22 protein-coding genes and 1 tRNA gene are annotated in these 26,956 nt (G+C 31.8%); 10 read left to right on the forward strand and 13 right to left on the reverse strand.

Going from position 1 to position 26,956, the window contains the following annotated elements; all coding sequences use genetic code 11:
• Positions 1-32: 32 nt before the first annotated feature.
• Positions 33-1,568: a glutamine-hydrolyzing GMP synthase gene (gene guaA, locus BXY80_RS00560; RefSeq protein WP_120199278.1), complete on the reverse strand. Its 1,536-nt coding sequence runs from the start codon at positions 1,566-1,568 to the stop codon at positions 33-35.
• A gap of 211 nt (positions 1,569-1,779) precedes the next feature.
• Complete coding sequence (bshC, locus tag BXY80_RS00565; RefSeq protein WP_120199279.1) at positions 1,780-3,381, reverse strand: bacillithiol biosynthesis cysteine-adding enzyme BshC; 1,602 nt, start codon at positions 3,379-3,381, stop codon at positions 1,780-1,782.
• A gap of 125 nt (positions 3,382-3,506) precedes the next feature.
• Between bshC and BXY80_RS00570 the strand changes: the two genes are divergently transcribed.
• Positions 3,507-4,742, forward strand: a complete 1,236-nt coding sequence (locus BXY80_RS00570; protein WP_120199280.1) for a DEAD/DEAH box helicase — start codon at positions 3,507-3,509, stop codon at positions 4,740-4,742.
• A 62-nt stretch (positions 4,743-4,804) separates the two neighbouring features.
• Here the strand turns inward: BXY80_RS00570 and BXY80_RS00575 are convergent, their stop codons facing one another.
• Entirely contained in the window at positions 4,805-5,218 is a 414-nt protein-coding gene (locus tag BXY80_RS00575) for a hypothetical protein (RefSeq protein WP_120199281.1), read from the reverse strand.
• Entirely contained in the window at positions 5,199-5,789 is a 591-nt protein-coding gene (locus BXY80_RS00580; RefSeq protein WP_120199282.1) for an RNA polymerase sigma factor, read from the reverse strand. The genes BXY80_RS00575 and BXY80_RS00580 overlap by 20 nt, the downstream gene beginning before the upstream one ends.
• A gap of 140 nt (positions 5,790-5,929) precedes the next feature.
• Here BXY80_RS00580 and BXY80_RS00585 point away from each other — a divergent pair, with 140 nt between their 5' ends.
• From BXY80_RS00585 to BXY80_RS00595, 3 genes are all read left to right on the forward strand, one after another.
• Complete coding sequence (locus BXY80_RS00585) at positions 5,930-6,277, forward strand: DUF6249 domain-containing protein (RefSeq protein ID WP_120199283.1); 348 nt, start codon at positions 5,930-5,932, stop codon at positions 6,275-6,277.
• Positions 6,278-6,381: 104 nt separating this feature from the next.
• Complete coding sequence (locus BXY80_RS00590) at positions 6,382-8,172, forward strand: DUF885 domain-containing protein (RefSeq protein WP_120199284.1); 1,791 nt, start codon at positions 6,382-6,384, stop codon at positions 8,170-8,172.
• A gap of 4 nt (positions 8,173-8,176) precedes the next feature.
• Positions 8,177-9,160 (forward strand): peptidase associated/transthyretin-like domain-containing protein, encoded by a 984-nt coding sequence (locus BXY80_RS00595; RefSeq protein WP_120199285.1) that lies wholly within the window; start codon positions 8,177-8,179, stop codon positions 9,158-9,160.
• A gap of 1 nt (position 9,161) precedes the next feature.
• Here BXY80_RS00595 and BXY80_RS00600 read toward each other — a convergent pair whose 3' ends face one another.
• Positions 9,162-9,842: a M15 family metallopeptidase gene (locus BXY80_RS00600; protein ID WP_120199286.1), complete on the reverse strand. Its 681-nt coding sequence runs from the start codon at positions 9,840-9,842 to the stop codon at positions 9,162-9,164.
• Between the two features lie 593 nt (positions 9,843-10,435).
• Between BXY80_RS00600 and BXY80_RS00605 the strand changes: the two genes are divergently transcribed.
• The 4 genes from BXY80_RS00605 (at position 10,436) to BXY80_RS00620 (ending at position 13,738) form a co-directional block, all read left to right on the forward strand.
• Positions 10,436-11,296, forward strand: a complete 861-nt coding sequence (locus BXY80_RS00605; RefSeq protein ID WP_120199287.1) for an SPFH domain-containing protein — start codon at positions 10,436-10,438, stop codon at positions 11,294-11,296.
• A gap of 140 nt (positions 11,297-11,436) precedes the next feature.
• Entirely contained in the window at positions 11,437-11,622 is a 186-nt protein-coding gene (locus BXY80_RS00610) for an Arc family DNA binding domain-containing protein (RefSeq protein WP_120199288.1), read from the forward strand.
• Between the two features lie 62 nt (positions 11,623-11,684).
• A complete protein-coding gene (locus tag BXY80_RS00615) occupies positions 11,685-12,995 on the forward strand; it encodes a DUF819 family protein (RefSeq protein ID WP_120199289.1) in 1,311 nt (436 codons plus the stop codon).
• Between the two features lie 50 nt (positions 12,996-13,045).
• Positions 13,046-13,738: a DUF4369 domain-containing protein gene (locus tag BXY80_RS00620; protein ID WP_120199290.1), complete on the forward strand. Its 693-nt coding sequence runs from the start codon at positions 13,046-13,048 to the stop codon at positions 13,736-13,738.
• Between the two features lie 38 nt (positions 13,739-13,776).
• On the opposite strand, the gene BXY80_RS00625 is transcribed toward BXY80_RS00620, so the two are convergent.
• The 5 genes from BXY80_RS00625 to idi form a co-directional block, all read right to left on the reverse strand.
• Positions 13,777-13,850 (reverse strand) — tRNA-Thr (locus BXY80_RS00625).
• 58 nt (positions 13,851-13,908) lie between these two features.
• The gene (locus BXY80_RS00630) at positions 13,909-14,175 is read right to left on the reverse strand and encodes a hypothetical protein (RefSeq protein WP_120199291.1); all 267 of its coding nucleotides are present in this window, start codon (positions 14,173-14,175) and stop codon (positions 13,909-13,911) included.
• A gap of 31 nt (positions 14,176-14,206) precedes the next feature.
• Entirely contained in the window at positions 14,207-15,178 is a 972-nt protein-coding gene (locus tag BXY80_RS00635) for a type I phosphomannose isomerase catalytic subunit (protein ID WP_120199292.1), read from the reverse strand.
• Between the two features lie 5 nt (positions 15,179-15,183).
• Positions 15,184-15,594, reverse strand: a complete 411-nt coding sequence (locus BXY80_RS00640) for a 6-pyruvoyl trahydropterin synthase family protein (RefSeq protein ID WP_120199293.1) — start codon at positions 15,592-15,594, stop codon at positions 15,184-15,186.
• Complete coding sequence (gene idi, locus BXY80_RS00645; RefSeq protein WP_120199294.1) at positions 15,578-16,117, reverse strand: isopentenyl-diphosphate Delta-isomerase; 540 nt, start codon at positions 16,115-16,117, stop codon at positions 15,578-15,580. The genes BXY80_RS00640 and idi overlap by 17 nt, the downstream gene beginning before the upstream one ends.
• A gap of 128 nt (positions 16,118-16,245) precedes the next feature.
• Here idi and BXY80_RS00650 point away from each other — a divergent pair, with 128 nt between their 5' ends.
• Complete coding sequence (locus tag BXY80_RS00650; protein ID WP_120199295.1) at positions 16,246-17,835, forward strand: peptide chain release factor 3; 1,590 nt, start codon at positions 16,246-16,248, stop codon at positions 17,833-17,835.
• Positions 17,836-18,017: 182 nt separating this feature from the next.
• A complete protein-coding gene (locus BXY80_RS00655; RefSeq protein ID WP_120199296.1) occupies positions 18,018-18,251 on the forward strand; it encodes a (4Fe-4S)-binding protein in 234 nt (77 codons plus the stop codon).
• A 67-nt stretch (positions 18,252-18,318) separates the two neighbouring features.
• Here the strand turns inward: BXY80_RS00655 and BXY80_RS00660 are convergent, their stop codons facing one another.
• From BXY80_RS00660 to rpoB, 3 genes are all read right to left on the reverse strand, one after another.
• Positions 18,319-18,633: a DUF3467 domain-containing protein gene (locus tag BXY80_RS00660; protein ID WP_120199297.1), complete on the reverse strand. Its 315-nt coding sequence runs from the start codon at positions 18,631-18,633 to the stop codon at positions 18,319-18,321.
• Between the two features lie 105 nt (positions 18,634-18,738).
• Positions 18,739-23,040, reverse strand: a complete 4,302-nt coding sequence (rpoC, locus tag BXY80_RS00665; RefSeq protein WP_120199298.1) for a DNA-directed RNA polymerase subunit beta' — start codon at positions 23,038-23,040, stop codon at positions 18,739-18,741.
• Between the two features lie 75 nt (positions 23,041-23,115).
• Positions 23,116-26,928 carry a DNA-directed RNA polymerase subunit beta gene (rpoB, locus tag BXY80_RS00670; RefSeq protein WP_120199299.1) on the reverse strand — a complete coding sequence of 1,271 codons (3,813 nt, stop codon included), beginning with the start codon at positions 26,926-26,928 and terminating at the stop codon, positions 23,116-23,118.
• Between the last annotated feature and the right edge of the window lie 28 nt (positions 26,929-26,956).

Below are 26,956 nucleotides of genomic sequence, written 5' to 3' on the forward strand. Positions count from 1 at the left end.
GGTTTTTAACATGCTCGTTTCATATAATTAAATTATTCCCATTCTATAGTTGCAGGTGGTTTTGAGCTAATATCATATACTACTCTATTAACGCCTTTAACTTTGTTTATTATTTCGTTTGAGGTTTTTTGCAAAAACTCATATGGTAAATTCACCCAATCTGCAGTCATACCATCTGTACTTTCTACGGCTCTAAGTGCTACACATTTTTCGTATGTTCTTTCATCTCCCATGACACCAACACTATTAACAGGTAATAAAATTGCTCCAGCTTGCCATACTTTATCATACAAATTCCAAGCTTTTAAATTATCTATAAAAACAGCATCGACCTCTTGTAATATACGAACATTTTCTCTTGTTAGACTTCCCAAAATACGAATTGCTAATCCTGGACCGGGAAAAGGATGACGCCCTAAAAGTGCTTTATCCATTCCCATTGAAGCACCTACTCTACGAACTTCGTCTTTAAACAAAGCCTTAAGTGGCTCAACAACTTTTAGCTTCATAAAATCTGGTAATCCTCCAACATTATGATGACTTTTAATTGTTGCACTTGGTCCTCCAGTTGCAGAAACACTTTCTATAACATCTGGGTAAATTGTACCTTGTGCCAACCATTTTACATCTTTAATAAGATGTGCTTCATCATCAAAAACCTCAATAAACACACGACCAATTGCTTTACGTTTAAGTTCTGGGTCGCTTACGTTTTCTAAGGCATCCAAAAAGCGTGCCGAAACATCAACACCTTTAACATTAAGTCCCATGCCTTCATATTGTTCTAGAACACTTTCAAATTCATTTTTACGAAGTAAACCATTGTTTACAAAAATGCAGTATAAATTTTCACCAATGGCTTTATGCAAAAGTATTGCTGCTACTGACGAATCTACACCTCCAGACAGACCTAAAACAACCTTATCGTTACCAAGTTGATTTTTTAGATTAGTTACTGTTTCTTCAACAAAAGAATCTGGCGTCCAATCTTGTTCGACATTAGCAATATGTACCAGAAAATTTTTAAGCAATTGCTTTCCATCTGTGGAATGATATACTTCTGGGTGAAACTGAATTGCATATGTCGTTTCTCCTTCTATCTTAAAAGCAGCATTTTCTACATCATGTGTACTTGCCAATAGCGTACCATTTGTGGGAAGTTCTTTAATAGTATCACTATGGCTCATCCAAACTTGACTTCCTTTAGAAATGCCAGAAAAGAAATCTTCACTGTCTTTAACAAAAGATAAATTTGCACGACCATATTCTCGTGTATTAGAAGGTGCTACTTGACCGCCAGAAAAATGGGCAAGATACTGAGCACCATAACAAACCGCTAATAGTGGTTTTTTACCTCTAATTTTTGATAAATCTGGATGTAAAACATCTTCTCCTCTTACAGAGTTTGGACTACCTGATAAAACTACAGCCTTAAAACTGTCTGTATCACTAGGAATTTTGTTATAGGGATGAATCTCACAATATATGTTGAGTTCTCTAACGCGTCTCGCAATAAGCTGAGTATATTGCGATCCGAAATCTAAAATAAGGACTTTGTTGTGTTGCATGTGCAAAAGTAAGAATTGATTTTTGAATTATGATTTACGAATTACGATTTTTTGCCACAAAAAACTAAATGCTTTTTTAACATTAAAAAATGAAGGATTGTTGATTGCAAAATTTTAAAAGCTAATCCAAGAAAACTGCAGCTAAAGACTGAACACTGAATACTGAATACTGAATACTGAATACTGAATACTGAATACTGAATACTGAATACTAAATTTCTAAAACTAGAAACTCAGCATTTAAAGGTTCAAGGTTCTGAATTAATTTAGGAATTAATTCTTTTCCATGATCTAAATAAAATTCCGAAAAATTAGTATTTCGTTCTTGTAGGCTTTGACCAGGAAATAACTCGTTTTGAATTTCATTAACACGAGACAAATGATTATTTATCTTTCTTTTTTGCGCTTTCAACAATCGCTTTTCAAGATTTTCTAATCCCTTAATTTGTTTTTTTTCTTGAGCTCTAACGGCTCCTAAAAACGATTTATCAGTTTGCTCTGCAAGCTTATACAATGTTTTAAATTGACTCTTTAAGTGCTCTTTTTGTGGTGAAAAATCTAAATCGATTTCAGAAATAGTAGTAGTGATTTTTGTTCCAAGGTCAAATTGTTTTAAAAACAAATCTTCTATTGATACATTAAGTTTTTGCAACTTCTCTTTTTGCTTACCTGTAATTAACACTACTGAATTACGAAGCAGTAACATAGGAAAAACCACGTTTTGAGCTTCAAAATTAGACCTTAATTGTAACCAATAAGCCAATTCGCCGCCGCCGCCAATATAACAGAGGTTAGGCAAAATAACCTCTTGATACAAAGGTCGCATAATAACATTTGGTGAAAATCGCTCGGGCACCTTATCGAGATGTTTAAGGAGTTCACTCTTGCTCCACCCTATATCTGTATTATTAACTTTAAAAACTTCATCTATTTTAATAATACGTTCCCGTAAACCTTCAGCTATATAGAATAAATTAATTTTTCTTGGATTTACCTGAATTTTATAATTATCATTTAGATTACTTAACGCATTGTTAGCTTGAGATACTTTAGTATAAGATGTGTGATTAAGTAATTCATCTTTAATGTGCGGAATAAACAAACGTTTTAGACTTGAATCATTTCCATCAACAATTACCAAACCATATGCTTTAAACAATTTATTAACTAAATATTGCATAGCATCAGTTAAATTGTCATGCTTAAGATATGCTGCTTTAAAAAGCTGCTTTAACTCTTCTGCATTAGCTGCAGAATTTAATTGACTCTTATAAGCTTCAAAAACTGCTTCAAGACCATCTAAATTCAGCTCTCCAACTGCTCCAGAAGCATGTCTATTCCATTGTACTTTTTTGCCTTTAAAATTGAAGTAATTAATCTCTTCAAAATCGTGATCCTCTGTTGCCATCCAATAAACTGGCACGAAATTTTGATTAGGAAATTCTTCTTTAAGTTGTTTACATAAATTAATTGTAGATACAATTTTGTAGAAAAAATATAATGGCCCAGTAAATAAATTAAGCTGGTGTCCAGTTGTAATTGTGAATGTGTTTTCAGAATTTATAGCTTCAATATTTTGAAGTGTTTCTGAAGAAATGTCGACATCTTTATATTGGTTTTTTAAAGCTTTAGTTAAAATTGTTCTAGTCTCTTTTGAAAAAGACGTTTGTTTATCTTCTATTTGAGCTTTAAAATTTTCAAGCTTAGGAAACCTATTATAAAATGGTTTTAAATTATTTTTTTCATCTAAATAATCACAAATTAATGACGAAAAATATTGAGTATCTCTATACGGAATACAGTCTGTTGGCATAATTACGATTCAATTCTGATGTAAAGATACTGCTCTAAACTTTTTTAACTACTAAATTTTAGTTAATTAGTTATTGCTTTATAATATCTTTACTTTTTAAATACTTCTAGTTTATAAAAACAATTATGTCGTTTAAAGACTTACAACTTAACAAACCCATTTTAAGAGCTATTGCAGAAGCTGGCTATAACGAGCCCACTTTAGTACAAGAGCAAACCATACCTTTAGTATTAGACAAAAAGGATGTTATTACTTCTGCTCAAACCGGTACAGGAAAAACCGCTGCTTTTGCATTACCAATTTTACAATTATTATTTGATAAGCAAGATGCTCCAAAAAAAGGAAAAAAAATAAGAGCCTTAATTGTAAGTCCAACTCGGGAACTAGCTGTTCAAATTGGAGAAAACTTTAAAACCTATAGCAAGTATACCAATTTAAGGTCTACAGTTATTTTTGGTGGTGCATCAATTGAACCTCAAATTGATGTATTAAAAAAAGGCATCGATATTTTAGTTGCAACTCCAGGTCGTTTACTCGATCTACATAAACAAGACTATGTAAACCTAGATTATATTGAAACTTTAGTTCTTGATGAAGCAGATTTAATGCTTGACATGGGATTTATTGATGACGTTAAAAAGGTTGAGCGTCTTTGTCCTGAAAGTAAACAAATACTACTATTTTCGGCAACTATGCCTTTTAAGGTTGAACAATTAGCGAACACTATTTTAAAAGCACCTAAACGTATTGAAGTTACACCAACATCGTCTGCAGCTAAAAATGTGAGTCAGGTTCTATATTATGTACCTAAACGCAATAAAATAGAATTGTGTTTACACGTATTACGAAACACAATAAAAGGAAGTATTTTAATTTTTAGACGCACAAAGTTTGGTGTTGATAAGCTAGAACAAACCTTAATAAAAAATGGTTATAAGGTAGATAGTATTCATGGTGACAAAACGCAAAGTGATAGACAATCTGCTCTCAATAAATTTAAAAATGGATATGTTAATATTTTAATTGCAACAGATGTAGCTGCTCGTGGTATTGATATAAATGAACTTGATGCTGTTATAAATTTTGATTTACCTAATGTGCCAGAAACTTATGTACATAGAATAGGTAGAACGGGACGTGCAGGTAATGTGGGTACATCGTATTCGTTTTGTTCTGCTGATGAAAAATCTTATATAAAAACAATTCAGCAGTTAATTAATGTGCAAATACTTATTGAAGAAAATCATCCCTATCCTTTAGATCCAAAAGCTAAACCTATTGTTCATAAAAAGAAAGGTAGCAAACACAAAAAGGGTCGTAAAAGCGAGGCTTCAAAAAAGAAAAAGAAACGTTGGTATTAATTAGTTGTTAGTTGTTAGCTGTTAGCTGTTAGCTGTTAGCTGTTAGCTGTTAGCAAAATGTATTACACTTCAAAATGCTTATCAAAGTTTTGTTTTAAAAATGTGATTTGCACAAAAAACATAAGTCCAAAAAATGCAACAGCATAGACAAGTGTATTTGAAAAAGATAGTCCAGAAAATGCATCTACCATTTTGTTGTTTGATATAATACTAAAATCTAATGTACTAAGCCATTCTGGAGTTTTAGATTCGATACCAAAAACTAAATAAGTGGTTAAAGTTACAACAGCTATAAGAATAAATAACCAAGATGTTTTAGATATCAGTGGCTTGTAAACTATAGCCTTGCTTTCTTTTAAAGCATTAACTTGAGACATAACAACATCTGTAAAATCAAAAGAAGGACTTTCTATTGAAGCCTGCTTCATAATTTTTTTAGTAAATAGATCTAAGTTTTTATCTTCGTTCGCTTTCATAACTGTTAATTATTTCTGGTTCTAATCGTTGTCTTAAAATAGACGCTAACTTTTTTCTGCCTCTAAAAATTTTCACTTTTACGTTATTAGCTGTTAAGCCTACAACTTTTGAAATTTCTTCTAAAGATTGCTCTTCAAAATAAAATAAGGTTAACAAAAAACTATCTTCACTAGGTAACAAATATAAACAATCTTGTATGGCTTGTTTGCGTTCATTTTCTACTATGTTATCTAATGCATTATCTATTATTTTTACTTGATGTTCTGTAAATTCATCTATAGTAACCTCATTGTATTTTTTTTTATTCTTTTTAATCCTATCCAAACATGTATTATACGCTACTTTATAAATCCATGTTGAAAATTTAGAATCACCTTTAAATTTGCTTAACGATTTGTACGCTTTTATAAATGTATCTTGAGATACTTCTTCTGCTTCTTCCCTATTTTTAAGCATTCGCAAAGCCAATGTAAATACCAAATCCTTATAACGGTCAACTAATACAGAAAATGCATTTGTGTTGCCATCAATAATTAAATTGATATAATGTTGATCGTTGTTAGTTGCCATTTAACGGTAAGACGACAACTATTAATACAAGGTTACAAGAATTTAAAAATTATTTTTTTACAAAAATTGTAACCTAATTCATAAACATGTCGTCATAAGCTATGAACATATTAAATTTAATCAATTAAAAGCAAACAATTATGGGATCAGAATTAATTATCATGCCAATAATAATAGGCTCAATTTTTGGCGTATTTTACTTATATTTTTCTACACGAAATAAAGAGCGATTAGCTCTTATAGAAAAAGGTGCAGATGCAAGCATCTTTATGAAAGGTAAAGGCCATACAGCTCCAATTTGGAAAGTACTCATATTAAACCTTGCCTTATTACTAATGGGTATTGGCGTTGGTACATTTATAGCTACTATGATAGACCATTATTCATCATTAGATACCGATTCAATTTATCCTGCAACGATATTTACAATGGCAGGCGTTGGATTATTTATTGGTTTTAATATGACTAAAAATTTAGACAAAGAATAATACACATAACTACTTAATCATTAAAACTGCTAACATTTTCTTAGCAGTTTTTTTTGTTTTAATACTGTATACTTATCACCTTAAATAAAACAATAAAAACACTAATGAAAAAGATTGTAATAATAGCATGTATTGCTTTAGGCTTCAATGCTTGTAAAAATGACACTAAAACAAGTAGTGACGAAACAACCAATGCAGAAATTGCCTCTAACTTTAATGACATACTTAACTCATATTATGAAGAAGGCTTAAAGCTTAACCCTTTAAATGCAACTTCGGCTGGTGACAACAGATATAATGACAAGCTTCCAGATGTTTTGTCTGATGAGTATACAGCAAAAATTAAAGCGTATTACACAGATTTTAAAAACAAAATCAATCAATTTGATGATGCAAATCTATCAGAAAGTCAACAAATGAGCAAAGCTGTTTTAAATTGGGATTGTAATATCAATTTAGAACGATTAGCATTTAGAGAAGACTTGACGCCAATAAATCAAATGTGGACACAACAACTCACCATTGGTCAATTAGCAAGTGGAGCAAGCTCGCAACCTTTTAAAACTGTTGAAGACTATAATAATTGGCTAAAACGTTTAGATGGCTACTTATTATGGATGAACTCTGCCGAGGAAAAAATGAAAGAAGGTATTTTAATTGGTCATGTGTTACCAAAATCAATCATTAAAAAAGTGCTTCCACAGTTAGAAACTTTAACAACTACTAATTTAGACGAACACTTATTTTATAATCCTATTAAAAATTTTCCTGACAGTTTTTCTGAAGAAGACAAAACTAGGCTTACTGACAAATACAAGAATATGGTTTTAAACAAAATTGTACCTGCTTACAAAAAGCTACATGATTTTATGAGCACAACTTATTTAACTTCAGGAAGAGAAAGTAGTGGTATTTCTGACACTCCAAATGGAAAAGACTATTATAAGCATCAAATAAAAACATATACAACTACAGATATGACTGCAGACGAGGTTCATGAAATTGGACTCAAAGAAGTAGCTCGTATTTTATCTGAAATGGAGAAAGTAAAAACTCAAGTAGGTTATAAAGGAGACCTTATCTCTTTCTTTGATTATGTAAGAAACAATAAAGAGTTAATGCCTTTTAAAACGCCTGAAGCAGTAATTGCTAATTTTAAAAACATTCATAGCAAAATGATGCCTCAAGTAGAAAAACTATTTGATTTAAAACCAAAAACGCCATTTGAAGTAAGACGTACCGAAGCTTTTAGAGAAGCATCTGCAAGTGCCGAATACAATCCTGGATCTATTGATGGTACACGACCTGGCATCTTTTATACACCTGTACCTGATGCTACAAAATACAACACCTTTTCTGATGAGGCCTTATTTTTACATGAAGCAATTCCTGGTCATCATTTTCAAATTTCATTACAACAAGAAAATAAAGACTTACCAAAATTCAGAAAAACATTATGGTATAGTGCTTATGGTGAAGGTTGGGCTTTATACACAGAATCTTTAGGAAAAGAATTAGGTTTATATACAGATCCTTATCAATATTTTGGTATGCTAGGCATGGAAATGCATCGTGCTATTCGCTTAGTTGTAGATACAGGATTGCATGCAAAAGGTTGGACACGCGAGCAAGCTATTGAGTATTCATTAAAAAATGAAGCTGAAAGCGAAGCTAGTATTATTTCTGAAATAGAACGTTATATGGCAAACCCTGGACAAGCATTATCATATAAAATAGGGCAACTAAAAATTAGAAAATTACGAGCTAAAGCTGAAAAAGAACTTGGTGATAAATTTGACATTGCTCAATTTCATAATCAAGTATTAGAAACAGGGTGTATTCCTTTAGCCTTATTAGAAAATAAGATTGACAACTGGATTGCTTCTTTAAAGTAAATTAATGTCTTTTAAAACATACATCTTTATTATTTGTATATGTATTAGTAGTTTTGGTTTTACTCAAACCAATATTATTGATGCAGAAACTAAATATCCTGTATCATACGCCACAATTTCTTTTGGTAATGGTCAAGGTATATTTGCAGATGATGAAGGTGTATTTGTTTTTACTAAAAAATTATATCCAGATATAGACTCACTATATATATCTGCATTAGGTTTTAAAGAGTTAGCAATTTCTACTATTAATTTACCCAAAACAATTGCTTTAGAAACACAGGTTAATGCTTTAGATGAAGTTGTAATCACAAAAAAGATTAATAGAAAATTTAAAAAGGAAACCTTAAAACCCTATTTAGACGATGATTATTATAAGTGTTGGTTACCAACAATAGAAAGTGAAATAGCTGTTTATTTTAAGAATGAAGACCAAAAGTTAAAAAAAATAACAACTGTCTATTTTCCATTTGCTTTAGAATCTAGAAATTGGAAAAAACGTAAACGCACTAATACAGACAAACGTAAATTCTCAACGCTATTTAAAGTAAAGTTTTACACAAACATAAATGGTACTCCAGGAAAACCAATAAATACATCAACTATAGTATTTAGAGCTACAGAACAACATGGCGATAAGTTTGAACTCGATGTATCTAAATATGATATATTTATTCCTAAATCTGGCATATTTGTTTCATTACAAGTATTAGGTTATACAGACCTAAACGGAAAGCTTCTACCTAACAAAAAATACAAAGAAATTAAAACCAGAAATAAAACAGTTAAAATCCCTACTAACTTTAGACCTCTTTTACCTTTCACAGATGAAATCTCTCAATACAATACGTTTATAAAGCGGGTTTTTATAAGTGGAAATAATTGGGTTCAGTTTAAAAAAGGAAATAGCATAGAGTCTAGTTTATTAAAATCTAACCTTAATAATTATGGTATTGGCTTAGGTTATAATGTTTATAAAGATGAATAAGTTATTCTACTTCAAAATCAAAATAGGTTTCAGGAAATGGTTCCCAACGCAGTGTAAAATGCCACCATTCTTTTGGGTAGTTTCTAAAATTATGCTTTAGCATTACAGTTTGCAATAATTGCCGATTTGTTTTTTGTGTTTTCGTAATGTTATCGTGATTCACCCAAGATTCAACACCAAAAAAATCATAAGGACTTCCCATATCTAAAGGTATATTAGTATTACCATCAATAATGGTTAAATCTAAGGTGCTTCCTCTACTATGTCCAGAACGCGTAGCGATATATTCTTCTTTAAACAAAAAACGTTTTTCAACATCTGGATAAAACTCTTGCTTATTTATAGTGTCATTTAAATCTCTAGCCCAATGCATAAAATGATTAACAGCACGCTGTGGTCTGTAACCATCATAAACTCTTAAACATAAATTTTGTTGTTGTAATTCGTCTTGAACTAATTTTAGAGCTTGAGCAGATTGCTCAGTTAAAATAAGAGTATTAGCATTATAACCATCTATAGTATCACCAACAAAGTTATGCGTAGTAAAATATCGCAGCTCAACATCTAAATCAGGGATTATGTCTTTTACATATACAAATCCATCAGGCAAGCTAGATTTTTCTTGCATTGTAAACGCAAAAGTAATAGTTATAAGTACAAGTATTGTTAGTCCTTTTTTCATTATGGTATTAGCTAATTTATATAAAAATAACTACTTCATATTAACATCATAAATATATCGTTAGTTTATAAAAACAAAAAACCAAGGTCCCTCAACCTTGGTTTTCCTAATTTGCGTTTTATATATGTGGTAGATTTAGGGTCTCTAATTCTGCACATATGCAAATATTAATTAATTAATCCATTGAACTAAAAACTAAATTTTAGTACACTTCAAATATATAATCTTATTTCATTGCATCAGTTAAAATACACTATTAATCGATGAAATACATTAAATTTTAACATTTGTAGATGAAATATTGCATTTAATCGATAAAATGCATTTAAGTTATTGCATTAATTTTTGTAAACAGCTGTTTAAAAACTAAAAAAGCATCTCGTATTTGAGATGCTTTTTTACTAACTAACCAACCAAATGTAATGTTACTCCTTTATTTAAGGTAATCACTCCTCGTTTAAAATCATCATAATCATTAACAATTAGTATTAAACAAATGACGTGCCAAACTTTATTTGGTAGAATAAAAATTTTGTTTTACATTTATGATATCAAAATGATATCATTTTAAATTACACAAAATATTTACAATTATGAAAGAAGAAAAAATTATTATTCCTGCAAACGGTTATCTTATGCTAATTGTATTCCTTGTTTTATTCTTTGGTAGTATAGTTGCAATTTCTGTAACACATATTCCATGGTTTGGGTTTACAATTTTTTTGGGTATAATAACTGCATTTGGTTTTTTAATGGTGCAACCAAATAATTCTCGAGTACTTCTATTATTTGGAAAATATGTAGGAACAGTTAATAAAAATGGCTTTTACTGGGTAAACCCCTTTTATACTAAAAAGAAAATATCTTTAAGAGCTAGCAATTTTGATAGTGAACGCTTAAAAGTAAATGATAAACTTGGTAATCCTGTAATGATAAGTACTATACTAGTTTGGAGAGTGCAAGACACATATAAAGCTGCTTTTGATGTTGATAATTATGAAAACTTTGTGCGAGTACAAACTGATGCAGCAGTTCGTAAATTAGCAAGTATGTATCCTTATGATAACTTTGCAGATGAAGGTCATGTAGAAGATATAACATTGCGTTCTAGTGTTAATGAAGTAAGTAACGCATTAGAAAAGGAGATTGACGAACGTTTATCTATTGCTGGAATTGAAGTGTTAGAAGCAAGAATAGGTTATCTTGCTTATGCTCAAGAAATTGCTAATGCAATGCTAAAACGTCAACAAGCAACTGCTATAGTTGCAGCAAGACATAAAATAGTTGAAGGTGCAGTAAGCATGGTTGAAATGGCTCTAGAAGAATTAGGAAGGAAACAAATTGTAGATTTAGACGAAGAACGTAAAGCTGCTATGGTTAGCAACCTTATGGTAATTTTATGCGGAGATAAAGATGCTTCTCCAGTATTAAATACAGGAACGTTAAGTCATTAAACTATGAAAAATTATACAAGAAAAGGTTGGACAATAAATTATATTAAGTGAAGTTTATCCATTAATTATTTTTAAACACAGCAAAGATAAATAGAAAGATAAAACTAATTAAACTATTGAAGCTTTTATAAAACAATACTATGGCTAAAAAGAAAGCCTTTGCATTACGTATAAATGAAGAAATGCTCAAAGCTATTGAAAAATGGGCTTCTGATGAGTTTAGAAGTACTAATGGGCAAATCGAGTGGATGCTTATGCAATATCTTAAAGAAAATAACAGGCAACCAAAACCTAAACCAGACAAGACAGATAAAAGCGACTCATAAGCAAGTTGCTTTTTTTATGCGCTTTAATTTTGGTATTTTGCATCCTTAAAACAAACACTTTCATGGAAAACCAACCATTATTTACTGACGATACTATTGTATTCGGCCTACTAATGCTAGCCTTAGGCTTTGTATTTTATACAGAATCTTTAAAAGGAGGCTTTTGGGAAAAATTTTATAAAATAGTACCAGGCTTATTTATGGCATATATGATTCCGGCCATGTTTACAACATTAGGATTAATAGCTCCAGAATGGGAAACTACTACATCTTCTGGAGAAGTAATAGCTCATAAGTCAAGCTTGTACTATGTTGCTAGTCGTTATCTATTACCAGCAGCGTTAGTTTTAATGACCTTAAGTATAGATTTAAAAGCTGTATTTAACTTAGGTTGGAAAGCATTAATAATGTTTTTCACTGGCACATTAGGTATTGTAATTGGAGGCCCAATAGCCATATTATTAATATCTATGGTATCACCAGAAACTGTTGGCGGTGTTGGGCCAGATGCTGTATGGCGTGGTTTATCGACTTTAGCAGGAAGCTGGATTGGTGGTGGAGCAAACCAAACTGCAATGTTAGAAATATATGGTTATAACCAAAAACTTTATGGAGGAATGGTGTTTGTTGATATTGTAGTCGCAAACATTTGGATGGCTCTTCTATTAATTGGAATTGGAAAACGCAAACGCATCAACAAATGGTTAAAAGCAGACACATCTTCAATTGAAGAACTTAAAGAAAAAGTTTCTACGTTCTCCGAAAGTGTAAAACGTAATCCATCATTAACAGATATCATGATTATTGGAGCTATTGCATTTGGCACAGTAAGTTTAGCACATTTAGGCTCAAACCTGTTAGCACCATTCTTTGATAATTTTGTTGCAACAATTGAGTCGCAAACAACAAGAAATGTATTCACATTTTTAGGTTCAAAATTCTTTTGGATGATAAGTATTTCTACACTTATAGCTATTCTTTTATCATTTACAAAAGCAAAAAATTATGAAGGTGCCGGAGCAAGTAAATTTGGAAGTGTTTTTATATATATACTTGTAGCTTCTATTGGTATGAAAATGGATCTAACACTTATTTTTGATAACCTTGGGTTAATAGCAATTGGTGTCGTTTGGATGACTATTCATGCTATTTTGCTCATTACAGTTGCAAAACTTATAAGAGCACCATATTTCTTTTTAGCTGTTGGTAGTCAGGCTAATGTTGGTGGAGCTGCCTCTGCTCCAATTGTAGCCTCTGCATTTCACCCATCTTTAGCTACTGTAGGTGTTTTACTTGCAGTACTTGGTTATGCCGTAGGAACTGTTGCTGCAATAGGTTGTACAATTTTAATGCAATTAGCTGCTGCTAGTTAGTATTTAAAAAATAATTATAAGATATTTGCGCTCTAAATTTTAAAGCTTAAATGAAAAATTTTCTAGCATTACTTATTTGCATTTTAATAGTGTCTTGTACAAAAGAGGAACACGATTTTACATTAAAAGGATATGTAAAAGGTTTAAAGAAAGGAACGGTTTACCTTCAAAAACAACAAGATTCACTTATAGTTTCTGTTGATTCATTAGAGATTACCGGAAATTCAAATTTCGAATTACATACAGATTTAACTGAGCCTGAAGTATTGTTTCTTCGTTTAGATAAAAATGACACAGATGAAGGTGTTATTGTCTTTTTTGCTGATAAAGGTGTTACCGAAATTAATTCAACCTTAAAAAATTTCAACTTTGATGCTAAAGTAAATGGTTCTAAACAACAAAAAGTATTAGAAGATTACCTTTTAGTAATGTCTAAATTCAATGATCAAAACTTAGACTTAATAAAAGAAAAGTTTGACGCCCAAAAAGAAAAAGATTCTGTTGGCATTTTAGATTTTAAAAACAACTATAATAACTTAATAAAACGAAAATATTTATATACTATCAACTTTGCTGTTACTAATAAAGATAGTGAAGTTGCACCTTATTTGGCTTTAAGTGAAATACCTAATACAAGTATTAAGTATCTAGAAACTATTTACGATGCACTAGATGAAACCATTAAAGCATCCAAATATGGCAAGCAACTAAAAGAAACCATTCAACTTCGTAAAGAAGAATAAAAAAATCCCAAACTAAAATTAGTTTGGGATTTTTTTTGAGCCGATGGAGGGACTCGAACCCACGACCTGCTGATTACAAATCAGCTGCTCTAGCCAGCTGAGCTACATCGGCTTTTGAAGCTGCAAGTATAATTTAGAAAACTAGTTTTGCAAATCTTCAATAAACTTTATTAAAGTTTATTTATTTTTTCAATTAAGTCTTTACCTTTTGCTTCTAGTTCTGCATTAATTGATTTAAAGTGTGCTTTTTTATTCTCTACACTTCTATTATTTACTTTAGCTATTAAGTCATCAAACGTTGCAATAGCTTCATCTATAATTGCTTCGCTCTTTTTTGTGTCTTTGTCTGTATTTGTGTATTCCCAAACATAAACTGCTTCAATAATATCTCCTAAAACAAAATTGATGTCCTTTTTTAAATCTCTAACATTTGCCATAATATAAATTTGTATTTATTTGAGTGCAAAATTACACATAAACCTCTAATAGTTCAGCATTTTTACTCGAAATTTGATAGTTTTTCAATGCCGCTGGAAGTAACAAGGTTTCTCCCTTTTTTATAATCTCTTTTGATGTTTCTGTAATAACTTCTACTACGCCTTTCACACACATATAAATTATAAACGAATCATAATTGTTTTCCTTTTGCAAAGTCTCAGTTAAATGTAAAAAACTAGTTGTAAAGTATGGGCAACTTACCATTTTATTAGATTGATTTTCGTCTCTTTTATAATTGACTCTAAAATCGTCTTTCATTTCAAAATCAAAAGCATCTATAGCCAAATCGTTATGTAACTCACGTTCATTTCCTTCATCATCTACACGATCCCAGTCATATACACGATACGTTATATCGCTTGTTTGCTGTATTTCAGCAAGCATCACTCCAGCTCCAATTGCATGAACTCTTCCCACTTCAATAAAATAAGTGTCGCCTTCTTTGACTTTATCAAAATTCAAAATTTGAGTTAATGTTTTATCTTCTAAATGCTTTAAATATAATTTTGGCGTAACTTTTTGGTTAAACCCTACAATTAAATTAGAGTCCTTATCGGCTTGCATAACATACCACATTTCAGTTTTACCAAACGAATTATGGCGTTTTGCAGCAAGTTCATCATTAGGATGCAACTGAATTGATAAATCTTCTTTTGCATCAATGAATTTTATAAGTAGTGGAAATTTGTTTTCAAAAATTTTATAATTCTTTTCTCCTATTAAATCTCCTTTATAGCTTTCTAACAAATCTTTAAGTGATTGGCCCTTAAGCTCGCCATTAACAACTATGGATGTATCGCCTTCAACATCACTAATTTCCCAGCTCTCACCTACATTAGGTAAATCATTCTCTTTATTAAGAATCGTTTTTAGTTTTTGTCCTCCCCAAATTTTATCTTTTAAAATTGGTTCAAACTTTATTGGGTATAGTATCGTATTCATTCTTTTTATTCTCCTGAGTAAACTACAAAATTGCGTGGTGTTTCGTATAATGTTATTTCGATATCGAACGAAGCATCAAGCTTAGGTTTAATTTTATTATAGATAACAACTACAATATTTTCGGCTGTTGGGTTTAAATCTTTAAATTCTAGAACTTCAAGATTTAAGTTTTTATGATCAAATGCGTCTTCAACTTCAGACTTTATGATATCTTTTAATACTTTCATATCTATCACATATCCTGTTTCTTTATCAATTTCTCCTGTAACACTTACAATAAGCTCGTAATTATGCCCATGAAAATTTGGGTTATTACACTTTCCAAAAATAGCATCGTTTTTTTCATGCGTCCAGTCTTTTCTGTACAAACGATGTGCAGCATTAAAATGCGCTTTTCTACTAACTGTTACTCGCATTATCAATTATATTTATATGTTTATAAAACTTATCAAAAATAATTTTAAACCATTCGGTGTAGCATTCTGGATGCAATTTAATATCTACTTTAACAGCTTCTAAAGACATCCATTTCCAAGCTTCAACTTCATCTGGGTTAATATTGGGTGCTTCATTATAATACCCAATCATAACATGATCAAACTCATGCTCTGTTAAACCATTATCAAAAGGTGCTTTATAAATAAATGAAATTGTTTCTTTTAAATCTGTAACAAAACCCATCTCTTCATTTAAACGTCGCTTACCTGCTTCAATATTTGTTTCACCGTCACGCTGATGACTACAACAAGTATTAGTCCACAAACTTGGAGAATGGTATTTATGCTTAGCTCTTTGCTGTAGCATAAGCTCGTTGTTATCATTAAAAACAAATACAGAAAAGGCTCTATGCAAAACAGCTTTTTCATGAGCTTCGAGTTTTGGCATTAAACCAATTTGCTCATCATTTTCATTTACAAGAATTACATGTTCTTCAATCATAGCTTACAAAAATACCAACTATAATTATAAAATACGTGAATGTTACTATAAATTTAAAATGCAATATAATCTATTATTTAAATGAGGTTAATAATAGTATCTTTGCAAACTATTTGCAATCCTTTATTATGAGTTTTATACAAGAAATAGAAAGACGTAGAACCTTTGGTATTATTTCGCATCCAGATGCAGGGAAAACAACCTTAACAGAAAAATTATTACTCTTTGGTGGTGCCATTCAAGAAGCTGGTGCTGTAAAAAGTAATAAAATAAAGAAAGGTGCTACCAGTGATTTTATGGAAATTGAGCGTCAGCGTGGAATTTCTGTTGCTACTTCTGTTCTTGCATTTGAATATAATGGTATTAAAATTAATATTCTTGATACACCTGGTCACAAGGATTTTGCAGAAGACACCTTTAGAACATTAACAGCCGTAGATAGTGTTATTGTTGTTATTGATGTTGCAAAAGGTGTTGAAGAGCAAACTGAAAAACTAGTAGAAGTTTGCCGTATGCGTAACATACCTATGATTGTGTTCATTAATAAAATGGATAGAGAAGGTAAAGATGCCTTTGACTTACTAGATGAAGTTGAGCAAAAATTAGGGCTTAAAGTTACCCCTTTAAGTTTTCCAATTGGTATGGGTTATGACTTTAAAGGCATCTATAATATTTGGGAGAAAAACGTTAACTTATTTAGTGGTGATAGTAGAAAAGATATTGAAGAAACTGTAGAAATTTCAGATTTATCTTCTCCAGAATTAGATTCTTTAGTTGGTGAACAAGCAGCAAATACACTAAGAGAAGAGATTGAACTTGTAGAAGGCATCTATCCAGAATTTGACAAAGAAACATACCTAAACGGAAACTTACAGCCTGTGTTTTTTGGTTCTGCATTAAATAATTTTGGAGTAAGAGAATTGTTAGATTGTTTTGTAGATATTGCACCAAAACCTAGAGCAAAGCAAAGTGAAGAACGTTTGGTAGAACCTAATGAATCAAAATTTAGCGGTTTTGTATTTAAAATACATGCAAACATGGATCCAAATCATAGAAACAGATTAGCCTTTGTTAAAATTGTTTCTGGTGAATTTAAACGTAACGCACCTTATTTACATGTAAGAAATAATAAAAAAGTAAAGTTTTCTAGTCCTAATGCATTTTTTGCAGAAAAGAAAGAAATTGTAGACATCTCTTATCCTGGAGATATTGTTGGTTTACAGGATACGGGAAATTTTAAAATTGGAGATACATTAACAGAAGGTGAAATTTTAAATTATAAAGGCGTACCTAATTTTTCTCCTGAGCATTTTAGATATATTAATAATGCAGATCCTCTAAAATCTAAGCAGCTAAACAAAGGTATTGACCAACTTATGGATGAAGGTGTAGCTCAATTATTTACACTAGAGCTTAATGGCAGAAAAGTAATTGGTACAGTTGGCGCATTACAATATGAAGTAATTCAATATCGATTAGAACACGAGTATGGCGCTAAATGTACTTATGAAAATTTAAACGTACATAAAGCTTGTTGGGTAGAAACCGAAGATGAAAAGAGTGAAGAGTTCAAAGATTTTTTAAGAGTAAAGCAACGTTTTTTAGCTAAAGACAAACAAAATCAATTAGTCTTCTTAGCAGACTCGTCGTTTTCATTACAAATGACTCAACAAAAATACCCAAGTATAACGTTTCATTTTACTTCAGAATTCAAGTAAAAACAATTAATTATTAGCTAAAATTCTTACAATTTCATATAGCTAAAAAGAGGTCAATCATCTATAAATTTAGCATTTTTTTGTTTTTAAACGCATTTTTTATACATTTAAACGATATTTTGAATTATTTAGAAATTACTAGTATACATTTAAAATAGAATCAACCCCAAATTGATTGACCTATGAAAACTACAGCAAATGTTTTCAGTAATGATGAAATTACTGTTACTTATCAACCATGTGTATGCGTAAACGCAGAACGTTGCGCTAGAGAATTATCAAACGTATTTAGACAATCTATTATTCCTTGGATAGACTTAGATGGTGCTTCAACCAAAAAGATTATTAAACAAGTAAATAAATGTCCATCTGGTGCATTAAAATATCATATAAACAGCAATAAAGAAGTTGCTTAGTTTATTGACTATTAATTGAACCGCTTGAAGAAAAAAACCATCTAAATTAAAATTTAGATGGTTTTTTTTATGCTTGCCCTGTTGGTCCAAAATTAAGAGGAATTGGTGCTTGCTCGTAATCTTTAATTTCACCATGAGCGTTTTCAAAACGCTTAACATTATCACCCAATGCCTTTAATAATCTTTTTGCATGTTGTGGTGTTAATATAATTCTTGACTTTACCTTACTTTTTGGAGTTCCAGGCATAATACTAACAAAATCAACTACAAACTCAGAAACTGAATGATTAATAATTGCTAAGTTAGAATATGTGCCTTCAGCAGTTTTTTCATCTAGTTCGATGTTTATTCCTTGCTTTTTTTTGTTTTTATCTTCTGCCATAACTTATGTTTTTTTTAGTATTTGAATTTAAAATAAAATCCCGCAAGAAACGGGATTTTATTATTATAGTTTGAATTTACATCTTATTAAAACAAAAAGTTATAATTAGTTATAATTCATTTCTTCCTTTGCTTTCATCATTTCGTTAAACTCCTCTTTAGAACCAACTATGATGTTATCAAATTTTCTAACACCAGTTCCTGCAGGAATTCTATGACCAACAATTACATTCTCTTTTAGACCTTCTAAAGCATCTACTTTACCATTTACAGCTGCTTCATTAAGAACTTTTGTTGTTTCTTGGAAAGAAGCCGCAGAAATAAATGACTTAGTCTGTAAAGATGCTCTAGTAATACCTTGTAAGATTGGAGTTGCAGTTGCTGGTTGAGCTTCTCTAGCTACAACCAATTGCTTGTCTTCTCTACGTAAGATTGAATTCTCGTCTCTTAATTCTCTAGTAGAAACTATTTGTCCTGCTTTTAAATTCTGAGAATCTCCAGCATCTTCAACTACTTTCATTCCGAAAATTTTATCATTTTCTTCAATAAAGTCAGCTTTATGAGCTAATTGATCTTCTAAGAAAATTGTATCACCAGAATCAATAATTCTTACTTTACGCATCATTTGTCTAACAACTACCTCAAAGTGTTTATCATTAATTTTTACACCTTGTAAACGATATACTTCTTGTACTTCGTTTACTAAGTATTGTTGAACAGCTGAAGGACCTTTAATATTTAAGATATCGTTTGGTGTTATTGAACCATCAGATAGAGGCATACCAGCTTTAACATAGTCATTTTCTTGAACAAGAATTTGATTAGATAATTTAACTAAGTATTTCTTAATATCTCCTGTTTTAGATTCTATAATAATCTCTCGATTACCTCTTTTAATTTTACCAAAAGAAACCACACCATCAATAGCACTAACGACTGCTGGGTTAGAAGGGTTACGAGCTTCAAACAACTCAGTAACACGTGGTAAACCTCCTGTAATATCACCTGCTTTTGCAGATTTACGAGGAATCTTAACTAAAATTTTACCAACATTAATCTTATCTCCATCATCAATCATTAAGTGAGCACCAACTGGTAAGTTGTATGATCTAATTGTTTCTCCTTTAGCATCATCAATATGAAGCGTAGGAATTAGTTTTTTATTTCTAGATTCTGAAATCACTTTCTCTTGGAAACCAGTTTGCTCATCAATCTCAACTTGGTATGTGATACCTTGTTCTATATTTTCGTAACGAACTTTTCCTGCAAATTCAGAAATAATTACACCATTATATGGATCCCATTGACAAACAACTGCTCCTTTTTTGAGTTTCTGACCATTTTTTACAAAAATAGTAGAACCATAAGGAATATTATTTGTACTTAAAGTAATACCTGTTTTAGCATCTACAAGTTTTAACTCAGAAGTTCTAGAGATAACAACGTCTATTTCATTGCCTTCGTTATCTGTACTCTTAACCGTTTTAAGATCTTCAATCTCTGCAACACCATCAAACTTAACTGTTAATTTATTTTCTTCAGAAATGTTACCTGCAATACCACCTACGTGGAACGTACGAAGCGTTAACTGTGTACCAGGCTCACCAATAGATTGAGCAGCAACTACACCAACAGCTTCACCACGTTGTACCATTTTACCTGTAGCAAGATTACGTCCATAACATTTAGAACAAATTCCTTTTTTAGCTTCACAAGTTAATGCAGAACGTACTTCAACAGCATCTAAAGGAGATTCTTCAATACGTTTAGCAATAACGTCATCAATATGTTCACCAGCTCCAACTAAAAGCTCTTCAGTAATTGGGTCATAAACATCATTTAAAGATGTACGTCCAACTATTCTAGCTTCTAGAGTTTCTATTACTTCTTCATTTTTCTTTAATGGAGTAACTTCAATACCTCTTAATGTACCACAGTCTTCACTATAAATGATTACATCTTGAGATACATCTACTAAACGACGTGTTAAGTAACCAGCATCGGCAGTTTTAAGTGCTGTATCTGCAAGACCTTTACGTGCACCGTGAGTTGAAATAAAGTATTCTAAAATTGAAAGTCCTTCTTTAAAGTTAGAAAGAATTGGATTTTCAATAATCTCTCCACCACCTGCATTAGATTTTTTAGGTTTCGCCATTAATCCACGCATACCTGTTAACTGACGAATCTGTTCTTTAGATCCACGAGCTCCAGAATCAAGCATCATAAACACCGAGTTAAACCCCTGTTGATCTTCACGAATACGCTTCATAGACAATTCTGTCAATTCTGCATTTGTAGACGTCCAGATATCAATAACTTGGTTATAACGTTCGTTATTTGTAATAAGTCCCATGTTATAGTTACCCATAATACCATCAACTAAGCCATTAGCTTTGTCAATCATACCTTGTTTTTCAGCAGGAATAATAATATCACCTAAACTAAATGATAAACCACCTTGGAAGGCAAATTTATATCCTTGTGTTTTTATTTCATCTAAGAATGCAGCCGTTTCAGGTACACTTGTCTTTTTAAGAATACCATGAATGATATCTCTTAAAGATTTCTTAGTTAATACTTCATTAATGTAACCAGCTGCAGCAGGTACTTTTTCGTTGAAAAGTACACGACCAACAGTAGTTTCAATAATTTGAGTAGTTAACTCTCCTTCTTCGTTAAAATCTTGAGTTCTTACTTTAATTCCAGCATTTAAGTCAACTTTCTTCTCGTTGTAAGCAATTGTTACTTCTTCTGGAGAATAGAATGTTAAACCTTCACCAATTACAGGAACATCTTTAGTGGATTTTCTGTGCTTAGTCATATAATATAAACCAAGTACCATATCCTGAGAAGGTACAGTAACTGGTGATCCATTTGCTGGATTTAATATATTATGAGATGCTAACATTAAAAGTTGAGCTTCAAGAATTGCTTCTGGCCCTAATGGTAAATGCACTGCCATTTGATCACCATCAAAATCGGCATTAAATGCAGTACACACTAATGGGTGTAACTGGATTGCTTTTCCTTCAATTAATTTTGGCTGGAAAGCTTGTATACCAAGTCTGTGTAAAGTAGGAGCACGATTTAAAAGCACTGGATGTCCTTTTAAAACATTCTCTAAAATATCCCAAACTACAGGCTCTTTTCTATCTATAATTTTCTTTGCAGATTTTACAGTTTTTACAATACCTCTTTCAATCAGTTTTCTAATGATAAAAGGCTTATACAATTCTGCTGCCATATTTTTTGGCAATCCGCATTCAAATAATTTTAATTCTGGTCCAACAACAATTACAGAACGTGCAGAATAATCAACACGTTTACCAAGTAGGTTTTGACGGAAACGCCCTTGTTTACCTTTTAATGAATCTGATAAAGATTTTAATGGTCTGTTAGAATCTGTTTTTACTGCTGAAGCTTTACGCGTGTTATCAAACAATGAATCTACAGATTCTTGCAACATACGTTTTTCATTACGTAAAATTACTTCTGGTGCTTTTATCTCTACTAATCGTTTTAGACGATTGTTACGAATAATTACACGTCTGTATAAATCATTTAAATCTGAAGTTGCAAAACGTCCTCCATCTAAAGGCACTAAAGGTCTTAATTCTGGTGGAATAATTGGAACGGCTTTCATTATCATCCATTCTGGTCTATTCTCACGATTTAAGTTGGCATCTTTAAATGCTTCAACAACTTGTAAACGTTTTAAAGCTTCAGTTTTACGTTGTTTAGACGTTTCTGTATTTGCTTTATGACGTAAGTCATATGATAATTGCTCTAAATCAATTCTTGCTAAAAGGTCAATTAAGCATTCTGCTCCCATTTTTGCAATGAACTTCTCTGGATCTGTATCATCTAAATATTGGTTTTCTTGCGGAAGTGTTTCAAGAATGTTTAAGTATTCTTCTTCTGTTAAGAAATCCATTTTTTGTAATGGTTCTCCTTCGGCATTTTTTGCATTACCTGCTTGGATTACTACATAACGTTCGTAGTAGATAATCATATCTAATCGCTTAGATGGTAAGCCTAATAAATAACCTATTTTATTTGGTAACGAACGGAAATACCAGATATGAGCTACAGGAACTACCAAGTTGATATGTCCTACTCTATCTCTACGTACTTTCTTTTCTGTTACTTCAACACCACAACGGTCACAAACAATACCCTTGTAACGTATTCTTTTATATTTACCACAAGCACATTCAAAATCCTTAACAGGACCAAAAATACGTTCACAGAATAAACCATCACGTTCTGGTTTATGTGTTCGATAATTAATAGTTTCTGGTTTTAAAACCTCACCACGAGATGCTCCTAAAACAGACTCTGGAGATGCTAGACCAATTGAGATTTTATTAAATCTCTGTATTGTATTCTTATCTTGTCTTCTTGCCATTTCTTTATAGTATTCAGAAATCAGTATTCAGTTGTCAGCGTTAACTGCTAACTGAATACTGGTTTAACTGTTTAATTATTCTTCTAATCTAATATCTAATCCTAATCCTTTCAACTCATGCATTAATACATTGAAAGATTCAGGTAGTCCAGGTTCTGGCATTGGCTCTCCTTTTACGATTGCTTCGTAAGTTTTAGCTCTACCAATTACATCATCAGATTTTACTGTTAAGATCTCACGTAATGTAGCTGAAGCTCCATAAGCCTCAAGAGCCCAAACTTCCATCTCACCAAAACGTTGACCTCCAAATTGTGCTTTACCACCAAGAGGTTGCTGTGTAATTAATGAGTATGGTCCTATAGAACGTGCGTGCATCTTATCGTCAATCATATGACCTAACTTAATCATATAAATAACTCCAACGGTAGCAGGTTGATCAAAACGATCACCTGTTCCACCATCATATAAATAGGTATGACCAAATCTAGGTACACCAGCTTCATCAGTAAATCCATTAATTTGATCTAAAGTTGCTCCGTCAAAAATTGGTGTCGCATAAGTGCGTCCTAATTTTTGTCCAGCCCAACCAAGAACAGTTTCATAAATCTGACCAATATTCATACGCGATGGTACACCTAATGGGTTTAATACGATATCTACAGGTGTTCCGTCTTCTAAGAATGGCATATCTTCTTGACGTACAATACGTGCAACAATACCTTTGTTACCATGTCGTCCTGCCATTTTATCACCAACTTTTAGTTTACGTTTTTTAGCAACATAAACCTTAGCCAATTTAATAATACCTGCTGGCAATTCGTCTCCTACAGAAATTGTAAACTTCTCACGACGTAATGATCCTTGTAAATCATTTTCTTTAATCTTATAGTTGTGAATTAAATCTTCAACTAAAGCGTTTAATTTGTCGTCTGTAGTCCAAGTTCCAGATGTTAAATGTGCATAATCATCTACAGCATTTAACATTTTTAATGTATACTTTTTACCTTTAGGAATAATCTCTTCTCCTAAATCATTAAAAATACCTTGTGCAGTTTTACCATTAACAAGTGCAAATAGTTTTTCAACTAAAATAGCTTGTAAATCGTCAAACTTAGCATAATAGATATTCTCTAATGCTTCGATATCTTCTTTATCTTTAGCTCTCTTACGCTTATCTTTTACAGCTCTTGAGAATAATTTTTTCTCAATAACAACACCATGTAATGAAGGTGATGCTTTTAAAGATGCATCTTTTACATCTCCTGCTTTATCACCAAAGATGGCACGTAATAATTTTTCTTCTGGAGTTGGATCAGATTCTCCTTTTGGTGTAATTTTTCCTATAAGGATATCACCAGGTTTAATCTCTGCTCCAATACGAATCATTCCGTTTTCATCTAAATCTTTTGTAGCTTCTTCAGATACGTTAGGAATATCATTAGTTAACTCTTCGTTACCTAATTTTGTATCTCTAACTTCTAATGAATACTCATCAATATGTATAGATGTAAAAATATCATCGCGTACTACTTTTTCTGAAATTACAATCGCATCCTCAAAGTTGTAACCTTTCCATGGCATAAATGCTACTTTCATGTTACGACCTAATGCTAATTCTCCATTTTCAGTAGCATAACCTTGACAAAGTACTTGACCCTTTTTAACTTTATCACCTTTCTCAACAATTGGCTTTAAGTTAATAGATGTACCTTGATTTGTCTTTCTGAATTTTACAAGCGGATATGTTTTAGTATCACTTTCAAAACTTACCATTGCTTCTTCTTCAGTACGTTCGTACTTGATGGTAATTTCATTAGCATCAACATACTCTACAGTTCCAGCGCCTTCAGCATTAATTAATACTCTAGAATCTGAAGCTACTTGGCGTTCTAATCCTGTTCCTACAATAGGTGCTTGCGGACGTAATAAAGGTACAGCTTGACGCATCATGTTAGATCCCATCAAGGCTCTATTGGCATCATCATGCTCTAAGAAAGGAATTAATGAAGCCGAAATAGATGCAATCTGGTTAGGTGCAACATCAGTATAGTGAATTTCACTTGGTGAAACCACTGGAAAATCACCTTCTTCACGAGCAATAACTTTATCATGAAGGATTTTACCATTTTCATCTACTTCAATGTTAGCCTGAGCAGTTTTCTTTTCTTCTTCTTCCTCAGCACTTAAGTAAATAGCATCTCCTTTAATATCTACAACACCATCTTTAACAGGGCGATAAGGTGTTTCTAAGAATCCCATTGAATTCACTTTAGCATAAACTGAAAGTGATGAAATAAGACCAATATTTGGTCCCTCAGGCGTTTCAATTGGACATAATCTTCCGTAGTGCGTGTAGTGAACATCACGAACCTCGAATCCTGCTCTTTCTCTAGATAAACCTCCAGGTCCTAAAGCTGATAAACGACGTTTATGTGTAATCTCTGCTAATGGATTGGTTTGATCCATAAATTGAGACAACTGGTTTGTACCAAAGAATGAATTAATTACAGACGATAATGTCTTAGCGTTAATTAAATCTATTGGAGTAAACACCTCGTTATCACGAACGTTCATACGCTCACGAATTGTACGCGCCATACGTGCTAAACCAACACCAAATTGAGAAGACAATTGCTCACCTACTGTACGCACACGACGATTAGAAAGGTGGTCAATATCATCAATCTCAGCTTTAGAGTTAATAAGCTCGATTAAATATTTTATTATAGTAATGATATCTTCTTTGGTAAGCACTTGCTTATCCATACCAATATCAAGTTGTAATTTTTTGTTCATTCTATAACGACCTACTTCTCCTAAAGAGTAACGTTGGTCTGAAAAGAATAATTTGTCAATAATACCACGTGCTGTTTCCTCATCTGGCGGCTCAGCATTACGTAGTTGACGGTAAATATGTTCAACAGCTTCTTTTTCAGAGTTTGTTGGATCTTTTTGAAGTGTATTATGAATAATGGCGTAATCTCCTTGTTGTGCACTTTCTTTATGTAAAAGAATAGTTTTTACACCAGCTTCAAGGATTTCTTCAATATTGTCTTTATCTACTATAGTATCACGATCTAAAACAATTTCGTTACGTTCAATAGATACAACTTCACCTGTATCTTCGTCTACGAAATCTTCATGCCATGTATTTAATACACGTGCAGCTAATTTACGACCGATTACTTTTTTAAGTCCTGATTTTGAAACCTTAACTTCTTCAGCAAGGTCAAAAATTTCAAGAATATCTTTATCACGTTCAAAACCAATAGCTCTAAATAAAGTTGTTACTGGTAATTTTTTCTTTCTATCAATGTAAGCATACATTACTTGATTGATATCTGTTGCGAATTCTATCCAAGATCCTTTAAAAGGAATTACTCTTGCAGAATACAATTTTGTTCCATTGGCGTGGAATGACTGACTAAAGAATACACCAGGAGATCTATGTAACTGAGATACAACTACACGCTCAGCTCCATTGATACAAAATGTACCACTTGGCGTCATGTAGGGAATTGTACCTAAGTATACATCCTGTACAATGGTTTCGAAATCTTCATGCTCAGGATCTGTACAATATAGTTTTAACCTTGCTTTTAAAGGTACACTATAAGTAAGTCCTCTTTCAATACATTCTTCAATTGAATATCTTGGTGGATCTATAAAGTAATCTATAAACTCTAATACAAACTGATTACGAGTATCAGTGATTGGAAAGTTTTCCATGAAGGTATTGTAAAGCCCTTCATTACCTCTTTGATCTGACTTAGTCTCTAATTGGAAAAAATCCTGGAAGGATTTTATTTGAATATCCAAGAAATCTGGATATTCTGTTCTATTTACAATAGAAGAGAAATTTAATCTTTCAGCTTTATTTGCTAACATCTATGAACGAGATTTTGATTAAAAAAAA

Origin of the sequence: Ichthyenterobacterium magnum, from assembly GCF_003610635.1 — a bacterium.
Classification (GTDB): domain Bacteria; phylum Bacteroidota; class Bacteroidia; order Flavobacteriales; family Flavobacteriaceae; genus Ichthyenterobacterium; species Ichthyenterobacterium magnum.